Source organism: Pseudomonas sp. BAY1663 (assembly GCF_000582595.1).
GTDB lineage: Bacteria > Pseudomonadota > Gammaproteobacteria > Pseudomonadales > Pseudomonadaceae > Stutzerimonas > Stutzerimonas stutzeri_AF.
Genome location: NZ_AZSV01000018.1, coordinates 20,662 through 39,676 on the forward strand (window position 1 = coordinate 20,662; position 19,015 = coordinate 39,676).

A 19,015-nucleotide genomic window follows, 5' to 3' on the forward strand; every position below is an offset into this window, starting at 1 on the left:
CCAGCTACTGGCGCACCAGCCGCCGGTTGTCCACCGACAGCGCCTCGGTGCTGCGGTAGGGATTGATATCCAGCCCGCCACGCCGCACATAGCGCGCATAGACCGTGAGCTTTTCCGGCCGCAGCAGGCGCTGCAGGTCGAGGAAGATGCGCTCCACGCACTGCTCGTGGAAATCGGCATGCTGGCGGAAGCTCACCAGATACGCCAGCAGGCTCTCCGGCTGCAGCGCCGCGCCACGGTATTCCACCACCACACTGCCCCAATCGGGTTGGCCGGTGACCGGGCAGTTGGACTTGAGCAGGTGGCTGTGCAGGCAGTCCTCGACCTGGCGCGCCGGATCGCAGCGCAGCAGCTCGGCACGCGGCTGGTCGTAATGCTCGATGGCGATCTCCAGCTCGTCGATGCAGCGCCCCGGCAGCGCCGCGATACCCTCGGCACCGACCGCATCCAGCGTGCGCAGGCGAACCGCCACCGGCTTGTCCGCCGCCGCAGAGAGGTCACGGCTCACCACCTCCAGCAGCGCTTCGCGCGACGCGAACACCGACTGGTTCAGCGAGTTGAGGTAGAGCTTGAACGACTTGGATTCGATGATGTTCGGCGAGTCGGCCGGAATCTCGAATTCGCCGATCGCCACCACCGGCTTGCCCGAGGGCAGCAGCCAGGACAGCTCGTAGCAGTTCCAGATATCCACACCGCGATACGGCAGCGTATCGGCGCGCAGGCCCAGTTCGGCCCACTTCGGCGCGCGCGGGATCGGGAACAGCAGGTCGGGGCTGTAGGTAGCGACGTAAGCGCTGGACTTGCCCAGCGGAGAATGTTCGGCGGGATGCTGCATCTGGAGAGAACCTGGAACGAAAACGCCGCGAAGTTTAACGCTTCGCGGCGTCTTTTTCAGCTTGCGACGCGATTACTGGCGCATCCCCCTGCCGCTCACGAGCAGGCGCACGGAAACCAGATAAAGCAACGCCACCGCGACCAGCATGAAGCTGATGGCCACGCCGATGCGGATGTCCGACACGCCGAGAATGCCGTAGCGGAAGGCGTTGACCATGTGCAGCACCGGGTTGGCCAGCGACAGCGTCTGCCAGAACGGCGACAGCAGGTGGATCGAGTAGAACACCCCGCCCAGGTAGGTCAGCGGCGTCAGTACGAAGGTCGGAATGATCGAGATGTCGTCGAAATTGCGCGCGAACACCGCGTTGATGAAGCCGCCGAGGGCGAAGATGCTCGCCGTCAGGGTGATGACCAGCACCGTGACGCCCAGGTGGTGCACCTGCAGGTCGGTGAAGAACATCGACAGCAGCGTCACGATCACCGCGACCGCCAGGCCGCGGGTGATGCCGCCCAGGGCGAAGCCGACGACGATCACGTGCGGCGACACCGGCGAGACCAGCAGTTCCTCGATGGAACGCTGGAACTTGGTGCTGAAGAAGCTCGACACCACGTTGCTGTAGGAGTTGGTGATCACCGACATCATGATCAGCCCGGGCACGATGTAGTCCATGTAGCTGAAGCCGTCCATCTCGCCGATCCGCGCGCCGATCAGGCTGCCGAAGATGACGAAGTACAGCACCATGGTGATCGCCGGTGGCAGCAGCGTCTGCGGCCAGATACGGGTATAGCGGCGGATCTCGCGGTGGACGATGGTCTGCAGCGCGACCAGGTTGGGGCGCAGTTCGGCACTCATGGCGTCACCTTCAGGTTGTTTTCCACCAGCGACACGAACAGTTCCTCCAGCCGATTGGTCTTGTTGCGCAGGCTCAGCACCTCGATACCCTGGGCGGCCAGCAGGCGGAACAGCTCGGTGACGCCCTGGCTCTTCTCGACCTGCACCTCGAGGGTGTGATGATCGATCAGCCGCGACGGGTAGTTGCCCAGCTCCGGCGCCACCAGCTGCGATTCCTTCAGGTCGAGTAGGAAGGTTTCCACGTGCAGCTGCTTGAGCAGCTCGCGCATGCTGGTGTTCTTGACGATCTGGCCGTGGTCGATGATGCCGATGTTGCGGCACAGCTGCTCGGCCTCTTCCAGATAGTGGGTGGTGAGGATGATGGTGATGCCTTCGCGGTTGAGCTCGGTGAGGAACGACCACATCGAGCGGCGCAGCTCGATGTCCACGCCCGCCGTCGGCTCGTCGAGAATCAGCAGGCGCGGCTGGTGGATCAGCGCGCGGGCGATCATCAGGCGGCGCTTCATCCCGCCGGAGAGCATGCGCGAGGACACGTCGCGCTTGTCCCACAGGCCCAGCTGGTTGAGGTAGCGCTCGGCGCGCTCCTTGGCGACCTTCGCCGGGATGCCGTAGTAGCCGGCCTGGGTCACCAGGATGTCGAAGGCCTTCTCGAACTGGTTGAAGTTGAATTCCTGCGGCACCACGCCCAGGCAGCGCTTGAGGCCGGAGGGGTCGCGGTCCAGGTCGTGGCCGAATACGTTGACCGTGCCGCCGCTCTTGTTCACCAGGGTGGAGAGGATGCCGATGGTGGTGGACTTGCCGGCGCCATTGGGGCCGAGCAAGGCGAAGAAGTCGCCTTCGGCGACATCCAGATCGATGCCCTTGAGGGCCTGGAAGCCGTTGCCGTAGGTCTTGGTCAACTGCCGAATGGACAGAGCAGTACTCATAAGAAGGTGCACACAACGCAAGGGGAGTGAAGCTAGATAAGGGCGCATATCGCCAATTGCAACCGTCGATCAGGGCGCATCCTGGATACCGCTCGCCTTCAGCGCGACGCTTGCCGGCCCGACCAGCGGCACGACGATCAGCCCGGCGCGCTGGCCGAGCGCGGCTTCGGCCATGGGAAAGAGGATGCGCGCCTGCGGCTCCTCGACGATCCAACGGGTCCCGTCGCCCTCCTCGGCCAGTACGCTGCCAAGTGGCAATGGCGCGAAGTTCTCGATATCGGCCGGCAGGCACAGGCGAAACTGCGGGGTGCGCTTGACGATCTCGCGGGCGACGCGCAGCACGTGCAAAGGCGCTGCGGCCAGCGCCGGCAGTTCCCGCCCCTCGATCATGGCGACCAGGGCCTGCTGGAGCCGCACCAGCGCCCCGCCCGGCTCCTCCGCCAACTCGACAGTGAACGCCTCGGCATCGTGCCGCGTGGCACTCAGCGCGCTGAAGGTGCTGGTCGGCTGGCGCTGCAGCAGCACACCGTCCACGGCCGCCGCATGCAGGCGCGCCAGTGCCTCGGGTGTGGCCTGCTCGCGTTCCCGCCAGGGGCAGATCGCGAACTGCTTCAGCCGCGATGGGCGCATGGCCGAATGCAGGTCATAGTGCCGGCGCTGCCGTCCGCCCGGTTCGAAGAAGCCCGCGACCAGCGCCTCCAGCTCCGCCGCACGCAGCGCCTCGCATCCCCAGACGTCGCCATGGGCGCCGAGGAACAGGCGGTTGAGATCCAGGTCGACCTGCCGCGCCGTGCGCCGCATCGCCGCCGGGTTGGCGAAGACCAGCAACAGGCGCGCATGCGGCTGCACCTCGCCACGGGCGATCGCCCGGATCAGGTGGTCCAGCACATGGATGGGGATCAGCTCGTTGCCGTGAACCCCTGCCGAGAGTAGCAGGTCGAGGCCCTGGTCCTGGCTGGCCGGCGGCGACACCAGCAGTGCGCCCTCGGCCAGCCAGCGCAGCTTCACCCCCTGCGGGGTGAGCTGGATTTTCTCACAGGGCTCGCGCCCGGCGAGGGTCAGCTCCAGCAGCTTGCCGAGGGCGAGCATGCCGGCTTGCCGTCAGTGGTTGCAGTCCGGGCCGTGGACGTGCTCGTCGTCATCGGCCTCGACCGGCTCCATCTCCAGTTGCAGGCTGACCAGGTTGGTCGCCAGCGGACGCAGCACCAGGTTGGCGTATTCGGTGTCGCCGTCCTCGACGTCCACGCCGATCATCAGCTGGCCGTTGCCGACCTGCTGAATCCACACCTCGCGGCCCTGCCAGACCACCGCAAAGCGGGTGCAGGAGGTTTCCAGTTGGGTTCCGTCGACATCTTCCAGAACCAGTTGCAGGCTATCGCTCATTTCGAATGCTCTCGCTTGATGGGGCGCACGGCGCCAGCGACGCCGCGCGCAAGGGATTGATCAGGCCTGGACCAGGGTGGCGATGGCGCGCTCGAAACGCTCCAGGCCCTCATCGATATCGGCCTCGTCGATCACCAGGCTCGGCGCCAGGCGCACCACGTCCGGACCGGCCTGCAGCACCATCAGCGCCTCCTTCTCGGCGGCGGCGCAGAAGGCGCCGGCCTTGCCCTTCCAGGCGTCGGTCAGCACGCAGCCGATCAGCAGGCCACGGCCGCGGATCTGGCTGAACACGCCGTAGCGCTCGCCGATCTGCAGCAGCCGGGTCTTGAAGCGCTCATGCCGTGCCTTGACGCCCTCCAGCACCTCGGGCGTGTTGACGATATCCACCACCGTCTCGGCCACGGCACAGGCCAGCGGGTTGCCGCCGTAGGTGGTGCCGTGGGTACCGACGCTCAGGTGCGCGGCGATCCCGTTGGTGGTCAGCATCGCGCCGATGGGGAAGCCGCCGCCGAGGCTCTTGGCGTTGGTCAGGATGTCCGGCTCCACGCCGTAGTGCATGTAGGCGAACAGCTCGCCGGTGCGGCCCATGCCGGTCTGCACCTCGTCGAAGATCAGCAGCGCGTTGTGCTCGTTGCAGAGCTGGCGCGCGCCTTCCAGGTAGGCCTGCTCGCCCGGCAGGATGCCGCTCTCGCCCTGGATCGGCTCCAGCACCACGGCGCAGGTCTTGTCGGAAATCGCCGCCTTCAGCGCCTCGAGATCGTTGTAGGGCACATGGCTGATGCCCTCGATCTTCGGCCCGAAGCCGTCGGAATATTTCGACTGCCCGCCCACCGTGACGGTGAACAGGGTGCGGCCATGGAAGCTGTTGAGTGCCGAGATGATCTCGAATTTCTGCGGGCCATACACATCATGGGCGTAACGACGGGCCAGCTTGAACGCCGCCTCGTTGGCCTCGGCGCCGGAGTTGCAGAAGAACGCGCGGTCGGCGAAGGTCGCCGCCACCAGCTTCTTGGCCAGGCGCAACGCCGGCTCGTTGGTATAGATGTTGGAGATGTGCCAGAGCTTGCCGGCCTGCTCGGTCAGCGCCGCCACCAGCGCCGGATGTGCATGGCCCAGTGCATTGACCGCGATGCCGCCGGCGAAGTCCACCAGTTCTCGACCGCTCTGATCCCAGACTCGCGAACCCAGGCCGCGCACCGGCACGAAGGCGGCGGGGGCGAAGGTGGGAACAATGACCTGGTCGAAATCGGCGCGTTCTACCGGGGTATGCGGGGCGGACATCGGGACTCTCCTGCGATGCGACACTGATGGGAAATGAAAACGCCCCGCCATCGGCGGGGCGTCACTCGCGCAGTGTAAACGCAGGGCCGGCCCTCGTGCGCACTCGTGGAGAAATTCTCTTGCGCGCCCGGCCGGACGGATCAGCCGAAGTGCTGCTGGTCCAGCGCGATGGCCTGGTCCAGCGTCTCCAACAGTGCCTTGCGCACTTTCAGCTTGGTGTTCCTGTGCGCCACCATGTTGATCTTCTTCAGTTGCTCGGCCGCCGCCTTGGCCACCGCCAGCAGCTCGCCGGCCGGCACCAGCTTGTCGAGGAAGCCGGCGTCCACGGCCGCAGCCGGGTCGAACATCTCGCCATTGATCACCGAACGCTGGAACGTCGCCTTGCCCAGCCGATCACGCGCCAGCTCGATGCCGGCGTGGTGCATGGTCATACCGATCTGCACCTCGTTGAGCCCGATATGGAACGGCCCCTCGGTGCCGATGCGGTAGTCGGCCGACAGCAGCAGGAAGGCGCCCTTGGCGATGGCATGCCCCGGGCAGGCGACGATGATCGGGAACGGGTGCGCCAGCATGCGGCGGGAGAAGATCGAGCCGGTGGCGACCAGCGCCATGGCGTTTTGCGGGCCGGAGGTCATGACCTTGAGATCGTAGCCACCGGAAAGGATTCCCGGCTGCCCGGTGAGGATCACCACCGCGCGGTCCTGCTCGGCGCGATCCAGCGCGGCATTGAGCGCCTCGAAAACCGCGGGAGACAGCGCGTTGACCTTGCCATTGCACAGCGTCAGCGTGGCGATGCCGTCTTCGAATTGGTAGGAGACCAGCTCACTCATGACGAGATTCCTTGTTATTGAAGTGGGCAGACGTTACCCAGCCCCCCGGCCCAGGTAAAGCGCGATGACTGACCAGCCGGTCACCGCAAGCCCGCACACCGCCGTTCGAAGGTCACTGGATTTCCAGCTCGAACTCGGCCAGCGCCCGCGGATGCAGTATGCCCTGCAGTTCCGGATCGGCGACGTGCAGCCCATATGCCCCGTCCGGCAGTCCGCTGGAAATCCGGTAGGGCACGCCCAGGCTATCCGTGCAGACTCGCGCGAGGTCCAGGTAGCGCGGTGTACAGCGCTGCTTGTGCGCATCGCGCAGCACCGCCACGCGTGGCCGCAGTTGCAGGTGCTCGTGTTTCTCCACCACCACGGCGACTTCGCCGGTGTGCAATTGCACCAGCGTGCCCACCGGAAACGCACCGAGCCAGCGGATGAACTCCCGGACCAGCGCCTCATCGAACTGCCGGCCGCTGGCGTCGCGCAGGATGTCGAAAGCCGCCTGCACCGGTCTGGCACGGTCATAGGCACGATGGCTGGTGATCGCATCGAAGGCATCGACGATGGTGATGAGGCGGGTCATGTAGGGAATCTGCTCGGCCACCAGCCCAAGCGGGTAGCCGGTGCCATCGAGCCGCTCGTGATGGCCGTAGGCAGCCTGCAATGCCGCCTGCGGAATGCCCGGCCCCGAGCGCAACGCATCGAAACCGAACTCCGGGTGGCGCTTGATCAGCTCGAACTCCTCGGCGGTGAGCTTGCCGGGCTTGTTGAGGACCAGCGGATCGATGCGCATCTTGCCGACATCGTGCAACAGGCCCGCCATGCCCAGCACTTCCAGATCGTCGTCCGCCAGCCCCAGATGATTGCCGAACCCCATCGCCATGATCGACACGGACAGGCAGTGCAAGCCGGTGTAGAGATCCTGGCGCTTCAGCCGGATCAGCCAGAGCATCGCACTTTCATTACGCAACAGGCTCTGCAGATTGCGCCTGACCGCCGCATGGCAGGCACGCGTATCGATCGCCCGCCCGTGCTGCACTTGCTCCAGTACCTGTTCGATCAGGCGAGAGCCGTCGTGATAGGCCGCCTTCGCTTCCTCGACTTCCGCCGACAACGCCCCCTGGGCCCGTTGCCTACGCTCGGCGGCCGGCACGGCTCCGGCGCACGAACCGCGAGCCGGCTGCGACAGGCGCACCCAGCGGGTTTCATCGATGTACACGTAATCGCAACAGGCACGCACGGCCTGCAGCTCATCGAAGCGCAGCAGTGGAAAACCCTGGAAGGCGAAACCCGTTTCCGCCCACGGTCGATCGAGCTCGCAGATGAACATGCCCAGCTCCAGGTTGCCAACATTCACTCGTCGGCGACCGGGCACCCGTACGGCATCCATTTCGTTGTCTGGGCTGTCCATCCGTCTCATGGGTGAGGTTGCGCTCCGTGTCCTTCGGCGCCCACGTTACTCCAGGCAGCAGCACGGGCGACAATGTCGATCCACTGGAACGTGGAACCTGTCACTTGCCACGGGCGTTTTTCTTAAGCACATGAATAAGCTAAAAAAAGTTTTTGCCAAAGGCAATCCGTTCGATTACATTAGCGCGCCTCGACGGACTTGAACCTCCGTCGATCCGGTGAGGTGTCCGAGCGGTTGAAGGAGCACGCCTGGAAAGTGTGTATACGAGAAATCGTATCAAGGGTTCGAATCCCTTCCTCACCGCCAGATTCGATTCAAGCAAGCCCCTGGTTTCCCGGCGAAACCAGGGGCTTTTGCTTTTCCGGCACCCGCGCGACCACGCCTGTCGCGCCCAGTGCGGCTACTTGGCAAAAAGCTGGCCGATATCCTTGAAGGCCTTGAACTCCAGGGCATTGCCGCAGGGATCGAAGAGAAACATGGTGGCCTGCTCGCCAACCTGGCCCTTGAAGCGAACATAGGGCTCGATCACGAACGAAGTGCCCAGGGCCTTCAGGCGCTGGGCCAGGGCCTCCCATTGCTCCCATGGCAACACGATACCGAAGTGCGGTACCGGCACGTCGTGCCCGTCCACCGGGTTGCTGTGCGCCTGCTCCTGCGAAGCGGTTCTGGGGTGCTGGTGGATGACCAGTTGATGGCCGTAGAAATCGAAGTCGACCCACTGGTCGCTGGAGCGTCCCTCCGCCAGGCCAAAGGTCTCGCCGTAGAATTCACGCGCGGCCGGAAGATCGTAGACGGGAATCGCAAGGTGGAAAGGAGAAAGGCTCATCCGAGGCTCCGAGGTTATTGGTTGGAGGTGTAGTCGCGCACACGCAGGCATCGGTCGGACCGGTTCGCCCGCCCACCATCCTACGGCTCGCCAAGCACTACAAAAATCAATATATTTTTCTTCGATACACAAACAGAATCTATCGATGATCCGCGAACTCAAGACACTCATCGCCGTTGCGCGCGAAGGCACCTTCGCCGCCGCGGGCGCCAGGATCGGCCTGACCCAGGCTGCGGTCAGCGCACAGATGCAGAGGCTCGAGGCGCAGCTCGGCTTCGAACTGTTCGAACGCCGGGGCCGCAAGGCACACCTGAACCCGATGGGACAGCAGACCCTGCTGCAAGCGCAGGAACTGGTCCGCCTGTACGACAATCTCGGCTCCGCGAGTGCGGAGCATGTGCAGATGGCGCGGGTGAACATCGGGGCGATCGCCTCCATCCAGCGCGCCCTGCTCCCCGATGCCCTGGCGCGGTTCCACCGGCAAAGCCCCGGCTGCCGGACGCGGGTGCTGCCCGGCCTGTCGATGGAACTGCTCAACCTGGTGGATGCCGGCGAGATCGATATCGCGGCAATCATCCGCCCGCCGTTCGAGCTGCAGAGCGACCTGCGATGGACCAGCCTGACGCGGGAGCCCTATCGGCTGCTCGTTCCCGAGGCGCTGGCGGGGAACGACTGGCGCGAACTGCTCGCCTCGCAGCCCTTCATCCGCTATGACCGGTCGTCCTTCGGCGGTCGCCAGGTGGACCGCTTCCTGCGGCAGGTGCACTTCACCCTGGAAGAGGTCAGCGAACTGGACGAACTGGAGGCCATCGTCAAACTGGTCGGCAATGGCCTGGGCGTTGCCCTGGTGCCGGAAACCGCCTCCGGCAGGCGGTGGCCGAGCTCGGTGCGGGCCATCGACCTCGGCGAACATACGTTCCACCGCGACGTAGGCCTGGTGCACCGTGCCCGGCAAAACCTGAGCGAACCGGCCCGCCTGCTCGCACGACTGATCGTCGAGCAGGCCGCCATGGACGGGCACGACGAAGCCGTGCCCCACTGACCGAGCCTCTAGCCGCGCGGCTTCTGGGCGCCCGCGGCTTCCTTGCGTTTCTTCAGGATGGCCAAGGCGGCCTGCCGCTCCTCTTCGCGCGCCCCGAAGATTCCATCGTCCTTCACGATCTTTATCAGTTCCGCATTTCGCTTGGCTTCATACCGCAATTGCAGTTGTTCCCTTTGCTGGTTCTTTCTGAAGCCGGCTTTTAGTTTTTCCACGTATACGGAGATGCACTTCATAAATAACCTCCCATGCTAGATCCGTCTGCCCAGGCCATCTGATTGCAAATACGGTGTGTGTCTTATTGCTTCCCTTGGAAAACTACAGGTTCATTTATCCAGCCACGGCGAAGTTCCGATCGGCGATACCTTAACTTCGCCCCTGTGTCTCTATTGCAATAAAGCGATCGCCGTCATGCCGGATAAATGCTGCGCGGGAAAGCCATTTCTTCACCACCGCCCACGCTGATTTCACGCGGCGGCGTCGACAGAACTATACTAGATATGGCTAGTCAAAACATGGATAGTAGCCATATTTTGACCTTCATGGGGAGGGGAGTCAGATGCAAGTATCTGATTTTTCGGGGCTTTCCTATGAGTCAGAATGCCACCAAAACCCTCGGCAAGCGGATCAAGTCGCTTCGACTAGCCAAGGAATGGACGCAGGCGGACCTGGCCGAGGCTCTAGGGTGCGAGCCCATGACCATCAGCCGCTACGAGCGCGGCAGCTATGCACCGGGGCTCGAGGCGCTGGAGGAAATGGCCCGTGCCCTGGAGTGCTCGATGGAATCCTTCTTCGTCACCGTAGCGCCGGCATCCCTGCCCTCGGAACCCAGCGGCCAGGAGCTGCGGCACAGCCTTTGCGATATCGCCTACCAGACCGACGACCTGGATACGCTGAAGGAAATCGTCGCCTCGGCCAAAAAGATTCTGGCCCGTCATAAGAAATCCTCTCGCTGAGCAAGAAATCCAGCTTACCATTCGCCTTACCGAAAGCAGGCAATAACGTATTACTTCGACATCGGTTCGCTTATTGAATGAATCGCCAATTACGCCCGCCCCATTCAACTCACGGCATTGCAAAACCAAGCCAGAATTACCCTCAAAGTGTACGGGCTTAGTTACTGATCGCGCGTATTGAATTCGATCCAGAAACCTGCGCGACAGTTATCCCGAACAATTAACACGGCCGCACGTCGGCACCTCATTGTTCAGCCAGATCCCCCGGAGCAAACTGGCCGTTCAAGGGAATACCCGGAACCCGGTTACCCTCATGAATGATCGATACGACCTGCAGCGTTTCGTCGACGCCCAACGCCCGGTGTACGAGCAGGCGCTGGGCGAGCTGCGCGACGGCCACAAGCGTACGCATTGGATGTGGTTCATATTTCCCCAGCTGAGCGGCCTCGGACACAGTGCCATGGCAAGCCGCTACGCCATTTCGGGCGAGGCCGAAGCGCTCGCCTACCTGCAACACCCCTTGCTCGGCCCGCGCCTGGAAGCCTGTACCCGCGCCATGCTGGAACATCGCGGGCAAAGCGCGCAGCGGATTCTCGGCACGCCGGACGATCTGAAATTCCATTCCTGCCTGACGCTGTTCGCCCGCGTCGCACCGCCGCCGGCACCGTTCGACGAAGCGCTGCAGGCATTCTTCGAGGGCCGGCCGGACCCGGCGAGCCTTGCCCTCCTCGGCGGCTGAGCCTCGAAGACAACCGCACGAATGCGGCGCAACCCGAGCGACCTGCGATCAAGGCTGGTCGGCTGCTCCGCCCATCGGGCCGCCAGTCGCCGCACCGCCACTGCTGCTTCCCGCAGCGGCGCCGTTACCGTCATCTGTTCCGATTCCACCCGGCGAAACGCCGCTGCCGGGGCTGACGTTTCCATTGGCACCACCCGGCATGACCGGTACCGGATCGGCGCCGGGACCGCTGGTCGGCTGCCGCACGTCATCGCCACCCGGTCGCGACGTACCTGCCGGCGGGTTGGCGGTACCCGGTGCGCGGGGCCGCGGAGGAACTGCATCGCTCGGCACGCCACCGCGATCGATCCCTTCGGCATCCGCCGGCGGCCCATTCGGCTCACGGATACGGTTGATATCCCTGCCGATCTGCTGGCGATTCTCTTCCATCTCGGCGCCCATCCGGTCTCGCTCCTGCTGCAGGGTCATCTCCTCTTCCTGCGCCAGGGCACCAGCCGACACGCCTGCAAGCAGCAGGTAAAGCGCTAGTTCGTGCTTGTTCATCTCGCTCTCCGCACAAGGGGCCTACCCAATGAAGACAACGAAATGAGCCTACGGCTGCGATACCCCACGCCAGCGCTGGTGTGGAATTTGCTTGATCAATTGCCCATGGGCGAGCGTCCGGTGCCTCTCGCGCCGGAGCAGGGCTGAAAAGAACTGAGCCAGCATGCCGCCCGACCATTTCGGCCACGCCATCATTCGCGGCACAGAAGAAGAAAAGGCCATGTCATGTTCAAGCAGAAGAAGTTGCGGCAGGCAACACTGATCGTCATCGCCACGGCGGTGATCCTGATCCTGCCCAATCTGTCCCGTATATTCAGCTGAGCGCCGCACCCCGGCGGCGCTGCGAGGAAAGCCTCATGCGCATGCCCGTCCTCATCGCACTGCTCGCCTCGAGCTTTGGCGCCATGGCAGGCGACATCGACCAGAACGCGGCGCTGCAAGCGCTCCAGCAACCCGGCAGCGTGCTGATCGACGTGCGAAGCGCAGAAGAATTCGCGGCGGGGGCCCTGCCAGGCGCCAACCGCATCGACCCCGAACAGCTGGCGCAACGCATCGGCAGCCTGGTACCGGACAAAGACACACCGGTGGTGGTTTATTGCCGCAGCGGCCGGCGCTCTTCGGCGGCACAGGATCTCTTGCAGGAGCTTGGTTATCGCCAGGTCATCAACGCCGGCGGCTACGAACAGCTCGACTCGGCGCTGCGCCAGAACTGACCAGCCCGGCCACCCCGACGCGCCGGGCCGGCGCCCTCCTCCTTCGTCTCGGGAACTTCTGGGCGGTGAGGACCACTGAAAAACGTGGTCTTCGCCGCTCACGCGCACCCTTGCCGGAGGATTAGATGAACTGGGACGCCCTGCTCAACGAAACATTCTGGATCAACATGGCGATCGTGGTGGGCATCACCCTCGTCAGCTACCTGGTCCTGCGCACCATTCTGGGCATCGTCACCAGGCGCCTGAACACACTCGCCTCGCGTTCCAAGACCCCATTTCTCGGCATCGCCGCCGAACTGCTCGCGCGCACCAGCCGCCTGTTGATCCTGGCCTTCTCGCTGCTCATCGCTCTCAAGGCGGTGGAGTTGCCGGAGCGCTGGGAATCGACGATGTCCCATGGCTGGTTCATCGCCCTGGCATTCCAGATCGCCCTGTGGATGGACACCGGCGTGCGCCTGTGGATGGAAAGCCTGACCCGCGACGGCAAGGCACGCAATCCGGTCACCACCACCATCATCGGCATCATGATCCGCATCGTCGTCTGGACCATGATGCTGCTGTCGATCCTGGCCAACCTGGGCGTGGACATCACCGCCATGGTCGCCAGCCTCGGCGTCGGCGGTATCGCCATCGCCCTGGCGGTGCAGACGCTGCTCAGCGACGTCTTCGCCTCGCTGTCCATTGGCGTCGACAAGCCCTTCGAGATCGGCGACTTCGTGGTCTTCGGCGAGGTCGCCGGCACCATCGAGCACATCGGCCTGAAGACCACCCGCATCCGCGCCCTCAGCGGTGAGCAGATCGTCATCTCCAACGCCGACCTGCTGCGGCAGATCGTGCACAACTACAAGCGCATGAACACCCGGCGGATCGTCTTCAAGTTCGGCATCACCTACAACACGCCGAGCGAGAAGGTGAAGGACGTGGCGGCGCTGGTGAAGCGGATCATCGACGGCATCGAGATCGCCAAGTTCGACCGCGCGCATTTCCTCGGCTTCGACGACAGCCAGCTGACCTTCGAGGTCGTCTACATCATGCAGGTCTCGGACTACAACCGCTACATGGACACCCAGCAGGAGATCAACCTCGCCCTGCTGGACGGCATCCGCGGCATGGGCGTGCAGTTCGCCTTCCCGACCCGCAGCGTCGAGTTCATCGGCGGCAGGCTCCCGGAGGTCACCGTGGCCGGGCTTCCCCGCGAGGAGTCCGCGCCCACTCAGGATGCGCCGCCCTCCCAGCCGCCGCAGGATGCCCAACCGACGGCATGATGGCGGCAATGGGCCGCTTCGTCGCCCCGGCGGCCAGGGCCTATGCTGAACAAGGAAGACATTCGGCCCTACAAGGAAAAAACCAATGACGTTGCTCTGGCTGCTGGTTCTTTTGCTCGGCATCGCGGTGATCGCTCATCTGCGCGTCTCGCCGATTCCGGCGTTGGCGATCGTCGCGACCTACCTGATCCTCATGAGCGCCGCCGAGGAACCACCCGGCTGGCTGATGCTCGTGCTTTGGCTCGTGCTGATCGCCGTCGCCGTACCACTGCTGGCCGACGGCCTTCGCCGCAAATACTTCAGCGGCCCGATGTTCGACTGGTTCAAGAAAGTGCTGCCGCCGATTTCCGCCACCGAGCGCGACGCCATCGAGGCCGGCAGCGTCTGGTGGGACGGCGAACTGTTCAGCGGCCGGCCGCACTGGGACACCCTGCTCGATTACCCGCCGGCACGCCTGAGCGACGAGGAACAGGCCTTTCTCGACGGCCCGACCGAAACGCTCTGCGCCATGGTCAGCGAATGGGACATCGCCCAGCGCCTGGACCTGCCGCCGGCCGCCTGGGACTACATCAAGGCCGAGGGCTTCTTCGCCTGATCATTCCCAGGAAATACGGCGGCAAGGGCTTCTCCGCATACGCCCATTCGCAGATCGTGATGAAACTGGCGACCCGCAGCGGCGACCTGGCCAGCACCGTGATGGTGCCCAACTCCCTCGGCCCGGCCGAACTGCTGCTGCACTACGGCACCGACGAACAGCGCAACCATTACCTGCCGCGCCTGGCCGACGGCACCGACATCCCCTGCTTCGCCCTCACCGGTCCCTATGCCGGCTCCGACGCCGGCGCGATGAACGACAGCGGGGTGATCTGCAAGGGCCACTGGCAAGGCGAAGAAGTGCTCGGCCTGCGCCTGAACTGGGAGAAGCGCTACATCACCCTCGGCCCGGTCGCGACCCTGCTCGGCGTGGCCTTCAAGACCTACGACCCCGAGCATCTGCTCGGCGAAGAGGAAGAACTCGGCATCAGCCTGGCGCTGATCCCCACCGACACCGCCGGCGTTTCCATCGGCCGTCGCCACCTGCCACTGGGCGCGGCCTTCATGAACGGGCCGAACTGGGGCAAGGACGTCTTCGTGCCGCTGGAGGCGATCATCGGCGGGCGCGAGATGATCGGCAAAGGCTGGATGATGCTGATGAACTGCCTGTCGGTCGGCCGCTCGATTTCGCTGCCGGCCACCGGCACCAGCGCCGCCAAGGTCTGCAGCTACACCTGCGGCCGCTACGCGCAGATCCGCGAACAGTTCAACGTGCCGCTGGCCGCCTTCGAGGGCATCCAGGAACCGCTGGCGCGCATCGCGGGCAACGCCTGGCTGATGGACGCCGCGCGCATCCTCACCGCCAACGCGGTCGACCTCGGCGAGAAGCCCTCGGTGCTCTCGGCCATTCTCAAGTACCACCTCACCGAGCGCGGCCGCGCCTGCGTCAGCGACGCCATGGATATCCACGGCGGCAAGGGCATCATCCTCGGGCCGAACAACTACCTCGGCCGCCTGTGGCTATCGGCGCCGATCTCCATTACCGTCGAAGGCGCCAACATCCTCTCGCGCAACCTGATGATCTTCGGCCAGGGCGCGATCCGCTGCCATCCGTTCGTGCTGCGGGAAATGGAAGTGGTACACGAACCCGACCGCGAAGCGGCGGTGGCGAAATTCGACAGCCTGCTGATGCAGCACATCGCTTCGCCGTCGGCAACACCGCGAGCACCCTGCTGCTGGGGCTGAGCTTCGGTCTCATGGGCCGCGTGCCGGGCACCGCCCTCACCCGCCCCTACTTCCGCGCACTGAACCGCATCGCCGCGGCCTTCGCCATGCTCGCCGACCTCTCGATGATGCTGCTGGGCGGCGAACTCAAGCGCCGCGAGCGACTGTCGGCACGGCTGGGCGACGTGCTCAGCCAGCTGTATCTCGCCTCGGCGGCCCTCAAGCGGTTCCACGACCTGGGCCAGCCCGCCGAACAGGAAGCGCTACTGCGCTGGGCCCTGGAGGATTGCCTGGCCAAAGCGGAAGAAGCGCTGAAGAACCTGCTCGCCAATTTCCCCAATCGCGCCCTGGGTTGCGTGCTGCATGCGCTGGTGTTCCCCTTCGGCGCCCGCCACAAGGGGCCGTCCGATGAGCTGGATGCGCAAGTGGCGGCCCTGCTCGGCCGTCCGGAAGGCGACCCGGCACTGGAGCGCATCCTCGATGGCATGTACCGCCCGCAGGACCCGCAACAGCCGCTCGGCGCCTTGAAGCGCGCCTTCGACGTGCTGGCCGCCAGTCAGGGCGCGGCGCAGAAACTGGCCAAGGCGCTGAAGGCCGGCACCATCATGCCGCAGGCCGACGGCCACCCGATCGCCGTGGCGCTGGCCGCCGGGGTCATCGACGAAGCCGAAGCGCAGCGCCTGCAGACCGCCGAAGAGGCGCGCCGCACGGTCATCGACGTGGACGACTTCGCCAAGGAGGAGCTGCAGTTGCAGGACGGGAAGATACGTTGAAGCCGCAGATCACCGGGGGATGACCGCTGCATGCGCCGCATTCCGGACATCGCGCCCATGGTGAACTGAATGGCATGCAGGTTGGGTTGAGGCGCCCGGCGCCGAAGCCCAACTCGCACGAACGTATCGCCTGGCATCACCCTCGTTGGGCTTCGCTACGCTCAACCCAACCTACAGAGCCGAAACCCGGGCGTAGGTTGGGGTGAGCCTGCGAAGCCCAACGAGCGAATAGGCAGGCCAATATCCGGGCCAACCCAAACCCATCCGAACCCGTAGCACCAAGCCCAACTCAACCACAACCACCGACGCCTCGCTCAATCCGGCCGGCGTCGCGGCCAGACCAGGCTGAAACGGGCGCCGCCCAGCCCGCTGTGCGCCAGTTGCGAGCGGCCGCCGTGCCAGTAGATGATGCGCCGCACGATGGACAGGCCGAGCCCATGCCCGCCCGAGGCGCGGGTGCGGCTGTCGTCCAGGCGCAGGAACGGCGTGAACACCTTCTCCCAGTCCTCCTCCGGCACGCCGGGACCGTCGTCGTCCACGTCCAGCCGCACCTGCTGCGCCTCGATGGCGAAGCCGACCCGTACCCGGTGCTCGGCATGGCGCATGGCGTTGCTGATCAGGTTGCTCAGGGCGCGGCGCAGATACTGCGGTTCCGCCTCGGCCCAGCAGCTGCCATCCGCGGCCGCGACGCAGTCGCCACGCGCGACGTCGATATCCGGCCGCAGCGGCGCCAGCTCGCCGATCACCTGATCCACCAGCGCGCGCAGATCGACCCGCTGGAACTTCAGCGTCGGCGAGCCACGCTCGAGGCGGGAATACACCAGCATCTCGTCGACCAGCGCATCGAGGTCGTCGATATCGCCGTCCATGCCTTCCAGGTACTTGCGGCGCGCCTCGTCGCTTGCCGCCTCGGCACTCATCTCCAGGCCGAAGCGCAGGCGCGCCACCGGCGTACGCAACTCGTGGGCCACCGCGCTGACCATCTCACGCTGCACCGCCAGCAGACGTTGCAGGTGCTTGGCCATGCCGTTGAACGCCGCCGCCAACCGACCGACCGAGTCGGTGCCGGCATCCGGCACGCGGGTTTCCAGGTTACCGGCGGCAATGCGCGTGGCTGCGCCCTCCAGTTCGCTCAGCCGCTGCTCCAGCTGGCGCACCAGCAGGTAGACCGTCAGGCCGATCAGCGACAGGCCGAGCACGCCGATCAGCAGCAGCAACTGCGGCGGGTAGGGATTGAGCGGATACAGCGGCCCCAGCTGCATGATCCAGCCGGTTCCGGCGATCGCGGCGAATACGCGAACGGCTTCGCCCCCCCGGTCCAGCGCCATCACCGTGTCGCCCTCGTCGAGACGGCGGCGCTGATCGTCGTCCAGGTTGGCGCTGTCGCGCGTCACCAGTTCCAGGTCGAAACCGAAACCGCGCGCCTGTTTCAGCGTGGCCAGGCGCCGCGGCTGCTCGGCCTCGGGGTAGCGGATCAGCTCGTCGATCAGCAGGTAGATGGTGGCGCGTGCCAGCTGCTCGCTGACCTGCTCCACCTCGCCGGTAAGCACCAGCCGATCCCGGGCACTGACCAGGCTGAACACCGTGGTGCTGCGCGGACGAATCTGCTCGACCAGCACCTGCCCGCGCAGCAGGCGTGCCTCCAGCCGGCTGTCCAGGCTGACATCGTCCAGCGTGCGCACCCGCAGCGGAATCCCCAGCAACCGCCCCCAGAGGTTCGCCGCCTGGCGCCGCTCGATGGGCGTCATGCTGCTCATGTTGTGCGCCATCAGACGGAAGGTGCCGCCGGCCAGGCGCTCGCGATGCGCGTCCGCGCGCACCTCGTTGAGCAACTGCAGGCCGCCGGTGCCGAGCAGCGCCACCAGCACCAGCACCGCCAGCACACCGCCATAGATGCGCAGGAAAATGGAGTTCATCGCAGCGCTTCGGCCGCCTCGGGAACGAACAGATAGCCCTTGCCGCGCACCGTCTTGATCAGCCGCGGATGCTCCGGATCGTCGCCGATCTTCGGCCGGATGCGCGAAATGCGCACATCGATGGAGCGATCCTGGCCGTCGTACTCGATGCCGCGCAACTGGGCGAAGATTTCCTCGCGCGAGAGGATGCGCCCGGCATTGGAGGTCAGCAGCCAGAGCAGATCGAACTCCGCGCCGGTCAGCTCGATCGGCTGCTCGCGCAGCCAGGCTTCGCGCAGGGCACTGTCGACCACCAACGGGCCGAACTGCAGGCGCTTGACGGCCGCGGGAGGCACCTCGAGGCCCTCGCGGCGGCGCAACAGGGCGCGGATGCGGGCCAGCAACAGGCGCGGCCGCACCGGCTTGCAGACATAGTCGTCGGCGCCGGTTTCCAGTCCCAGCACCTGATCCAGGTCGTCGGCGCGGGCGGTGAGCATGAGGATCGGCCCGTCGTAGCGGTCGCGCACCCGGCGGCAGATCGACAGGCCATCCTCGCCGGGCAACATCAGGTCGAGCACCACCAGGTCCGGGCGCTCCTCGATGATGCGCTCGGCGGCGCGGGCGCCATCGGCCTCGATGGCGACCTCGAAACCGCCGTTCGCCAGCAGGTATTCCTGGGTCAACTCGGCCAGCCGCCGATCATCCTCGACGATGAGAATCCGCCACGCTTCTTGTTCCATCCCCCGCCCTCCCGTGATCCATCAGGCACCCGCTGAACGGCGGCCATTGTACCCAAGGCCGGATGCCAGGCGAGGCCGAAAAACCGTACTGAAACAAACACAACATATAGTGTCGCGCCGCCACGGAAGAAGATGCCTCAACGATGCGTATTTCGTCGGTTTCCGGGCAAGCGCCGATACCATGCGGGCTGTACCGGCAGTGGCGCATTTCACCCACAAAACACACACATGTTATCCACAGCTTATCCCGGCAATGCGCCTT

At 65.1% G+C, this 19,015-nt stretch carries 18 protein-coding genes, 1 tRNA gene and 1 pseudogene; 7 read left to right on the forward strand and 13 right to left on the reverse strand.

What is annotated here, in order from left to right:
- Window positions 1–4 precede the first annotated feature (4 nt).
- From queF to BAY1663_RS07750, 8 genes are all read right to left on the reverse strand, one after another.
- Entirely contained in the window at window positions 5–835 is an 831-nt protein-coding gene (queF, locus tag BAY1663_RS07715; protein WP_037039187.1) for an NADPH-dependent 7-cyano-7-deazaguanine reductase QueF, read from the reverse strand.
- A gap of 72 nt (window positions 836–907) precedes the next feature.
- Window positions 908–1,687 (reverse strand): ABC transporter permease, encoded by a 780-nt coding sequence (locus BAY1663_RS07720; RefSeq protein WP_037039190.1) that lies wholly within the window; start codon window positions 1,685–1,687, stop codon window positions 908–910.
- Window positions 1,684–2,613 (reverse strand): ABC transporter ATP-binding protein, encoded by a 930-nt coding sequence (locus BAY1663_RS07725; protein WP_037039192.1) that lies wholly within the window; start codon window positions 2,611–2,613, stop codon window positions 1,684–1,686. Before BAY1663_RS07725 ends, BAY1663_RS07720 begins: the two co-directional genes overlap by 4 nt.
- 69 nt (window positions 2,614–2,682) lie before the next feature.
- The gene (locus BAY1663_RS07730) at window positions 2,683–3,702 is read right to left on the reverse strand and encodes a succinylglutamate desuccinylase (protein WP_037039194.1); all 1,020 of its coding nucleotides are present in this window, start codon (window positions 3,700–3,702) and stop codon (window positions 2,683–2,685) included.
- Window positions 3,703–3,714: 12 nt separating this feature from the next.
- On the reverse strand, window positions 3,715–3,996 hold the full coding sequence (locus BAY1663_RS07735) for a hypothetical protein (protein ID WP_011912811.1): 282 nt from the start codon (window positions 3,994–3,996) through the stop codon (window positions 3,715–3,717).
- Between the two features lie 60 nt (window positions 3,997–4,056).
- Window positions 4,057–5,277: an aspartate aminotransferase family protein gene (locus tag BAY1663_RS07740; RefSeq protein ID WP_037039201.1), complete on the reverse strand. Its 1,221-nt coding sequence runs from the start codon at window positions 5,275–5,277 to the stop codon at window positions 4,057–4,059.
- Between the two features lie 140 nt (window positions 5,278–5,417).
- Window positions 5,418–6,107: a crotonase/enoyl-CoA hydratase family protein gene (locus tag BAY1663_RS07745; protein WP_037039203.1), complete on the reverse strand. Its 690-nt coding sequence runs from the start codon at window positions 6,105–6,107 to the stop codon at window positions 5,418–5,420.
- A 112-nt stretch (window positions 6,108–6,219) separates the two neighbouring features.
- On the reverse strand, window positions 6,220–7,515 hold the full coding sequence (locus tag BAY1663_RS07750; RefSeq protein WP_037039204.1) for an HD-GYP domain-containing protein: 1,296 nt from the start codon (window positions 7,513–7,515) through the stop codon (window positions 6,220–6,222).
- A 207-nt stretch (window positions 7,516–7,722) separates the two neighbouring features.
- Between BAY1663_RS07750 and BAY1663_RS07755 the strand changes: the two genes are divergently transcribed.
- Window positions 7,723–7,812, forward strand: a tRNA-Ser gene (locus BAY1663_RS07755).
- Window positions 7,813–7,906: 94 nt separating this feature from the next.
- Here BAY1663_RS07755 and BAY1663_RS07760 read toward each other — a convergent pair.
- A complete protein-coding gene (locus tag BAY1663_RS07760; RefSeq protein ID WP_037039205.1) occupies window positions 7,907–8,332 on the reverse strand; it encodes a VOC family protein in 426 nt (141 codons plus the stop codon).
- A gap of 145 nt (window positions 8,333–8,477) precedes the next feature.
- On the opposite strand from BAY1663_RS07760, the gene BAY1663_RS07765 reads away from it, so the two are divergent.
- Window positions 8,478–9,374 carry a LysR family transcriptional regulator gene (locus tag BAY1663_RS07765; protein WP_037039208.1) on the forward strand — a complete coding sequence of 299 codons (897 nt, stop codon included), beginning with the start codon at window positions 8,478–8,480 and terminating at the stop codon, window positions 9,372–9,374.
- 8 nt (window positions 9,375–9,382) lie between these two features.
- On the opposite strand, the gene BAY1663_RS07770 is transcribed toward BAY1663_RS07765, so the two are convergent.
- Complete coding sequence (locus BAY1663_RS07770; RefSeq protein WP_037039210.1) at window positions 9,383–9,607, reverse strand: hypothetical protein; 225 nt, start codon at window positions 9,605–9,607, stop codon at window positions 9,383–9,385.
- A 354-nt stretch (window positions 9,608–9,961) separates the two neighbouring features.
- Here BAY1663_RS07770 and BAY1663_RS07775 point away from each other — a divergent pair, with 354 nt between their 5' ends.
- Together BAY1663_RS07775 and BAY1663_RS07780 are read left to right on the forward strand one after the other, a co-directional pair.
- A complete protein-coding gene (locus BAY1663_RS07775) occupies window positions 9,962–10,327 on the forward strand; it encodes a helix-turn-helix transcriptional regulator (protein WP_037039213.1) in 366 nt (121 codons plus the stop codon).
- Between the two features lie 313 nt (window positions 10,328–10,640).
- The gene (locus BAY1663_RS07780; protein ID WP_037039216.1) at window positions 10,641–11,066 is read left to right on the forward strand and encodes a DUF1810 domain-containing protein; all 426 of its coding nucleotides are present in this window, start codon (window positions 10,641–10,643) and stop codon (window positions 11,064–11,066) included.
- A gap of 48 nt (window positions 11,067–11,114) precedes the next feature.
- Here the strand turns inward: BAY1663_RS07780 and BAY1663_RS07785 are convergent, their stop codons facing one another.
- Window positions 11,115–11,609, reverse strand: a complete 495-nt coding sequence (locus BAY1663_RS07785) for a hypothetical protein (protein WP_037039218.1) — start codon at window positions 11,607–11,609, stop codon at window positions 11,115–11,117.
- Between the two features lie 356 nt (window positions 11,610–11,965).
- Here BAY1663_RS07785 and BAY1663_RS07790 point away from each other — a divergent pair, with 356 nt between their 5' ends.
- The 3 genes and pseudogenes from BAY1663_RS07790 to BAY1663_RS07800 all read left to right on the forward strand — a co-directional run bounded on the left by BAY1663_RS07790 (window position 11,966) and on the right by BAY1663_RS07800 (window position 16,118).
- Window positions 11,966–12,322 (forward strand): rhodanese-like domain-containing protein, encoded by a 357-nt coding sequence (locus BAY1663_RS07790; RefSeq protein ID WP_037039220.1) that lies wholly within the window; start codon window positions 11,966–11,968, stop codon window positions 12,320–12,322.
- Between the two features lie 125 nt (window positions 12,323–12,447).
- Entirely contained in the window at window positions 12,448–13,587 is a 1,140-nt protein-coding gene (locus BAY1663_RS07795) for a mechanosensitive ion channel family protein (RefSeq protein ID WP_037039222.1), read from the forward strand.
- Window positions 13,588–13,672: 85 nt separating this feature from the next.
- Window positions 13,673–16,118: pseudogene (locus BAY1663_RS07800) on the forward strand (acyl-CoA dehydrogenase).
- A 314-nt stretch (window positions 16,119–16,432) separates the two neighbouring features.
- On the opposite strand, the gene BAY1663_RS07805 reads toward BAY1663_RS07800, so the two are convergent.
- Together BAY1663_RS07805 and BAY1663_RS07810 are read right to left on the reverse strand one after the other, a co-directional pair.
- Window positions 16,433–18,034: an ATP-binding protein gene (locus tag BAY1663_RS07805; RefSeq protein ID WP_037039225.1), complete on the reverse strand. Its 1,602-nt coding sequence runs from the start codon at window positions 18,032–18,034 to the stop codon at window positions 16,433–16,435.
- Window positions 18,031–18,753 (reverse strand): winged helix-turn-helix domain-containing protein, encoded by a 723-nt coding sequence (locus BAY1663_RS07810; protein ID WP_037039228.1) that lies wholly within the window; start codon window positions 18,751–18,753, stop codon window positions 18,031–18,033. Before BAY1663_RS07810 ends, BAY1663_RS07805 begins: the two co-directional genes overlap by 4 nt.
- Window positions 18,754–19,015: the final 262 nt, after the last annotated feature.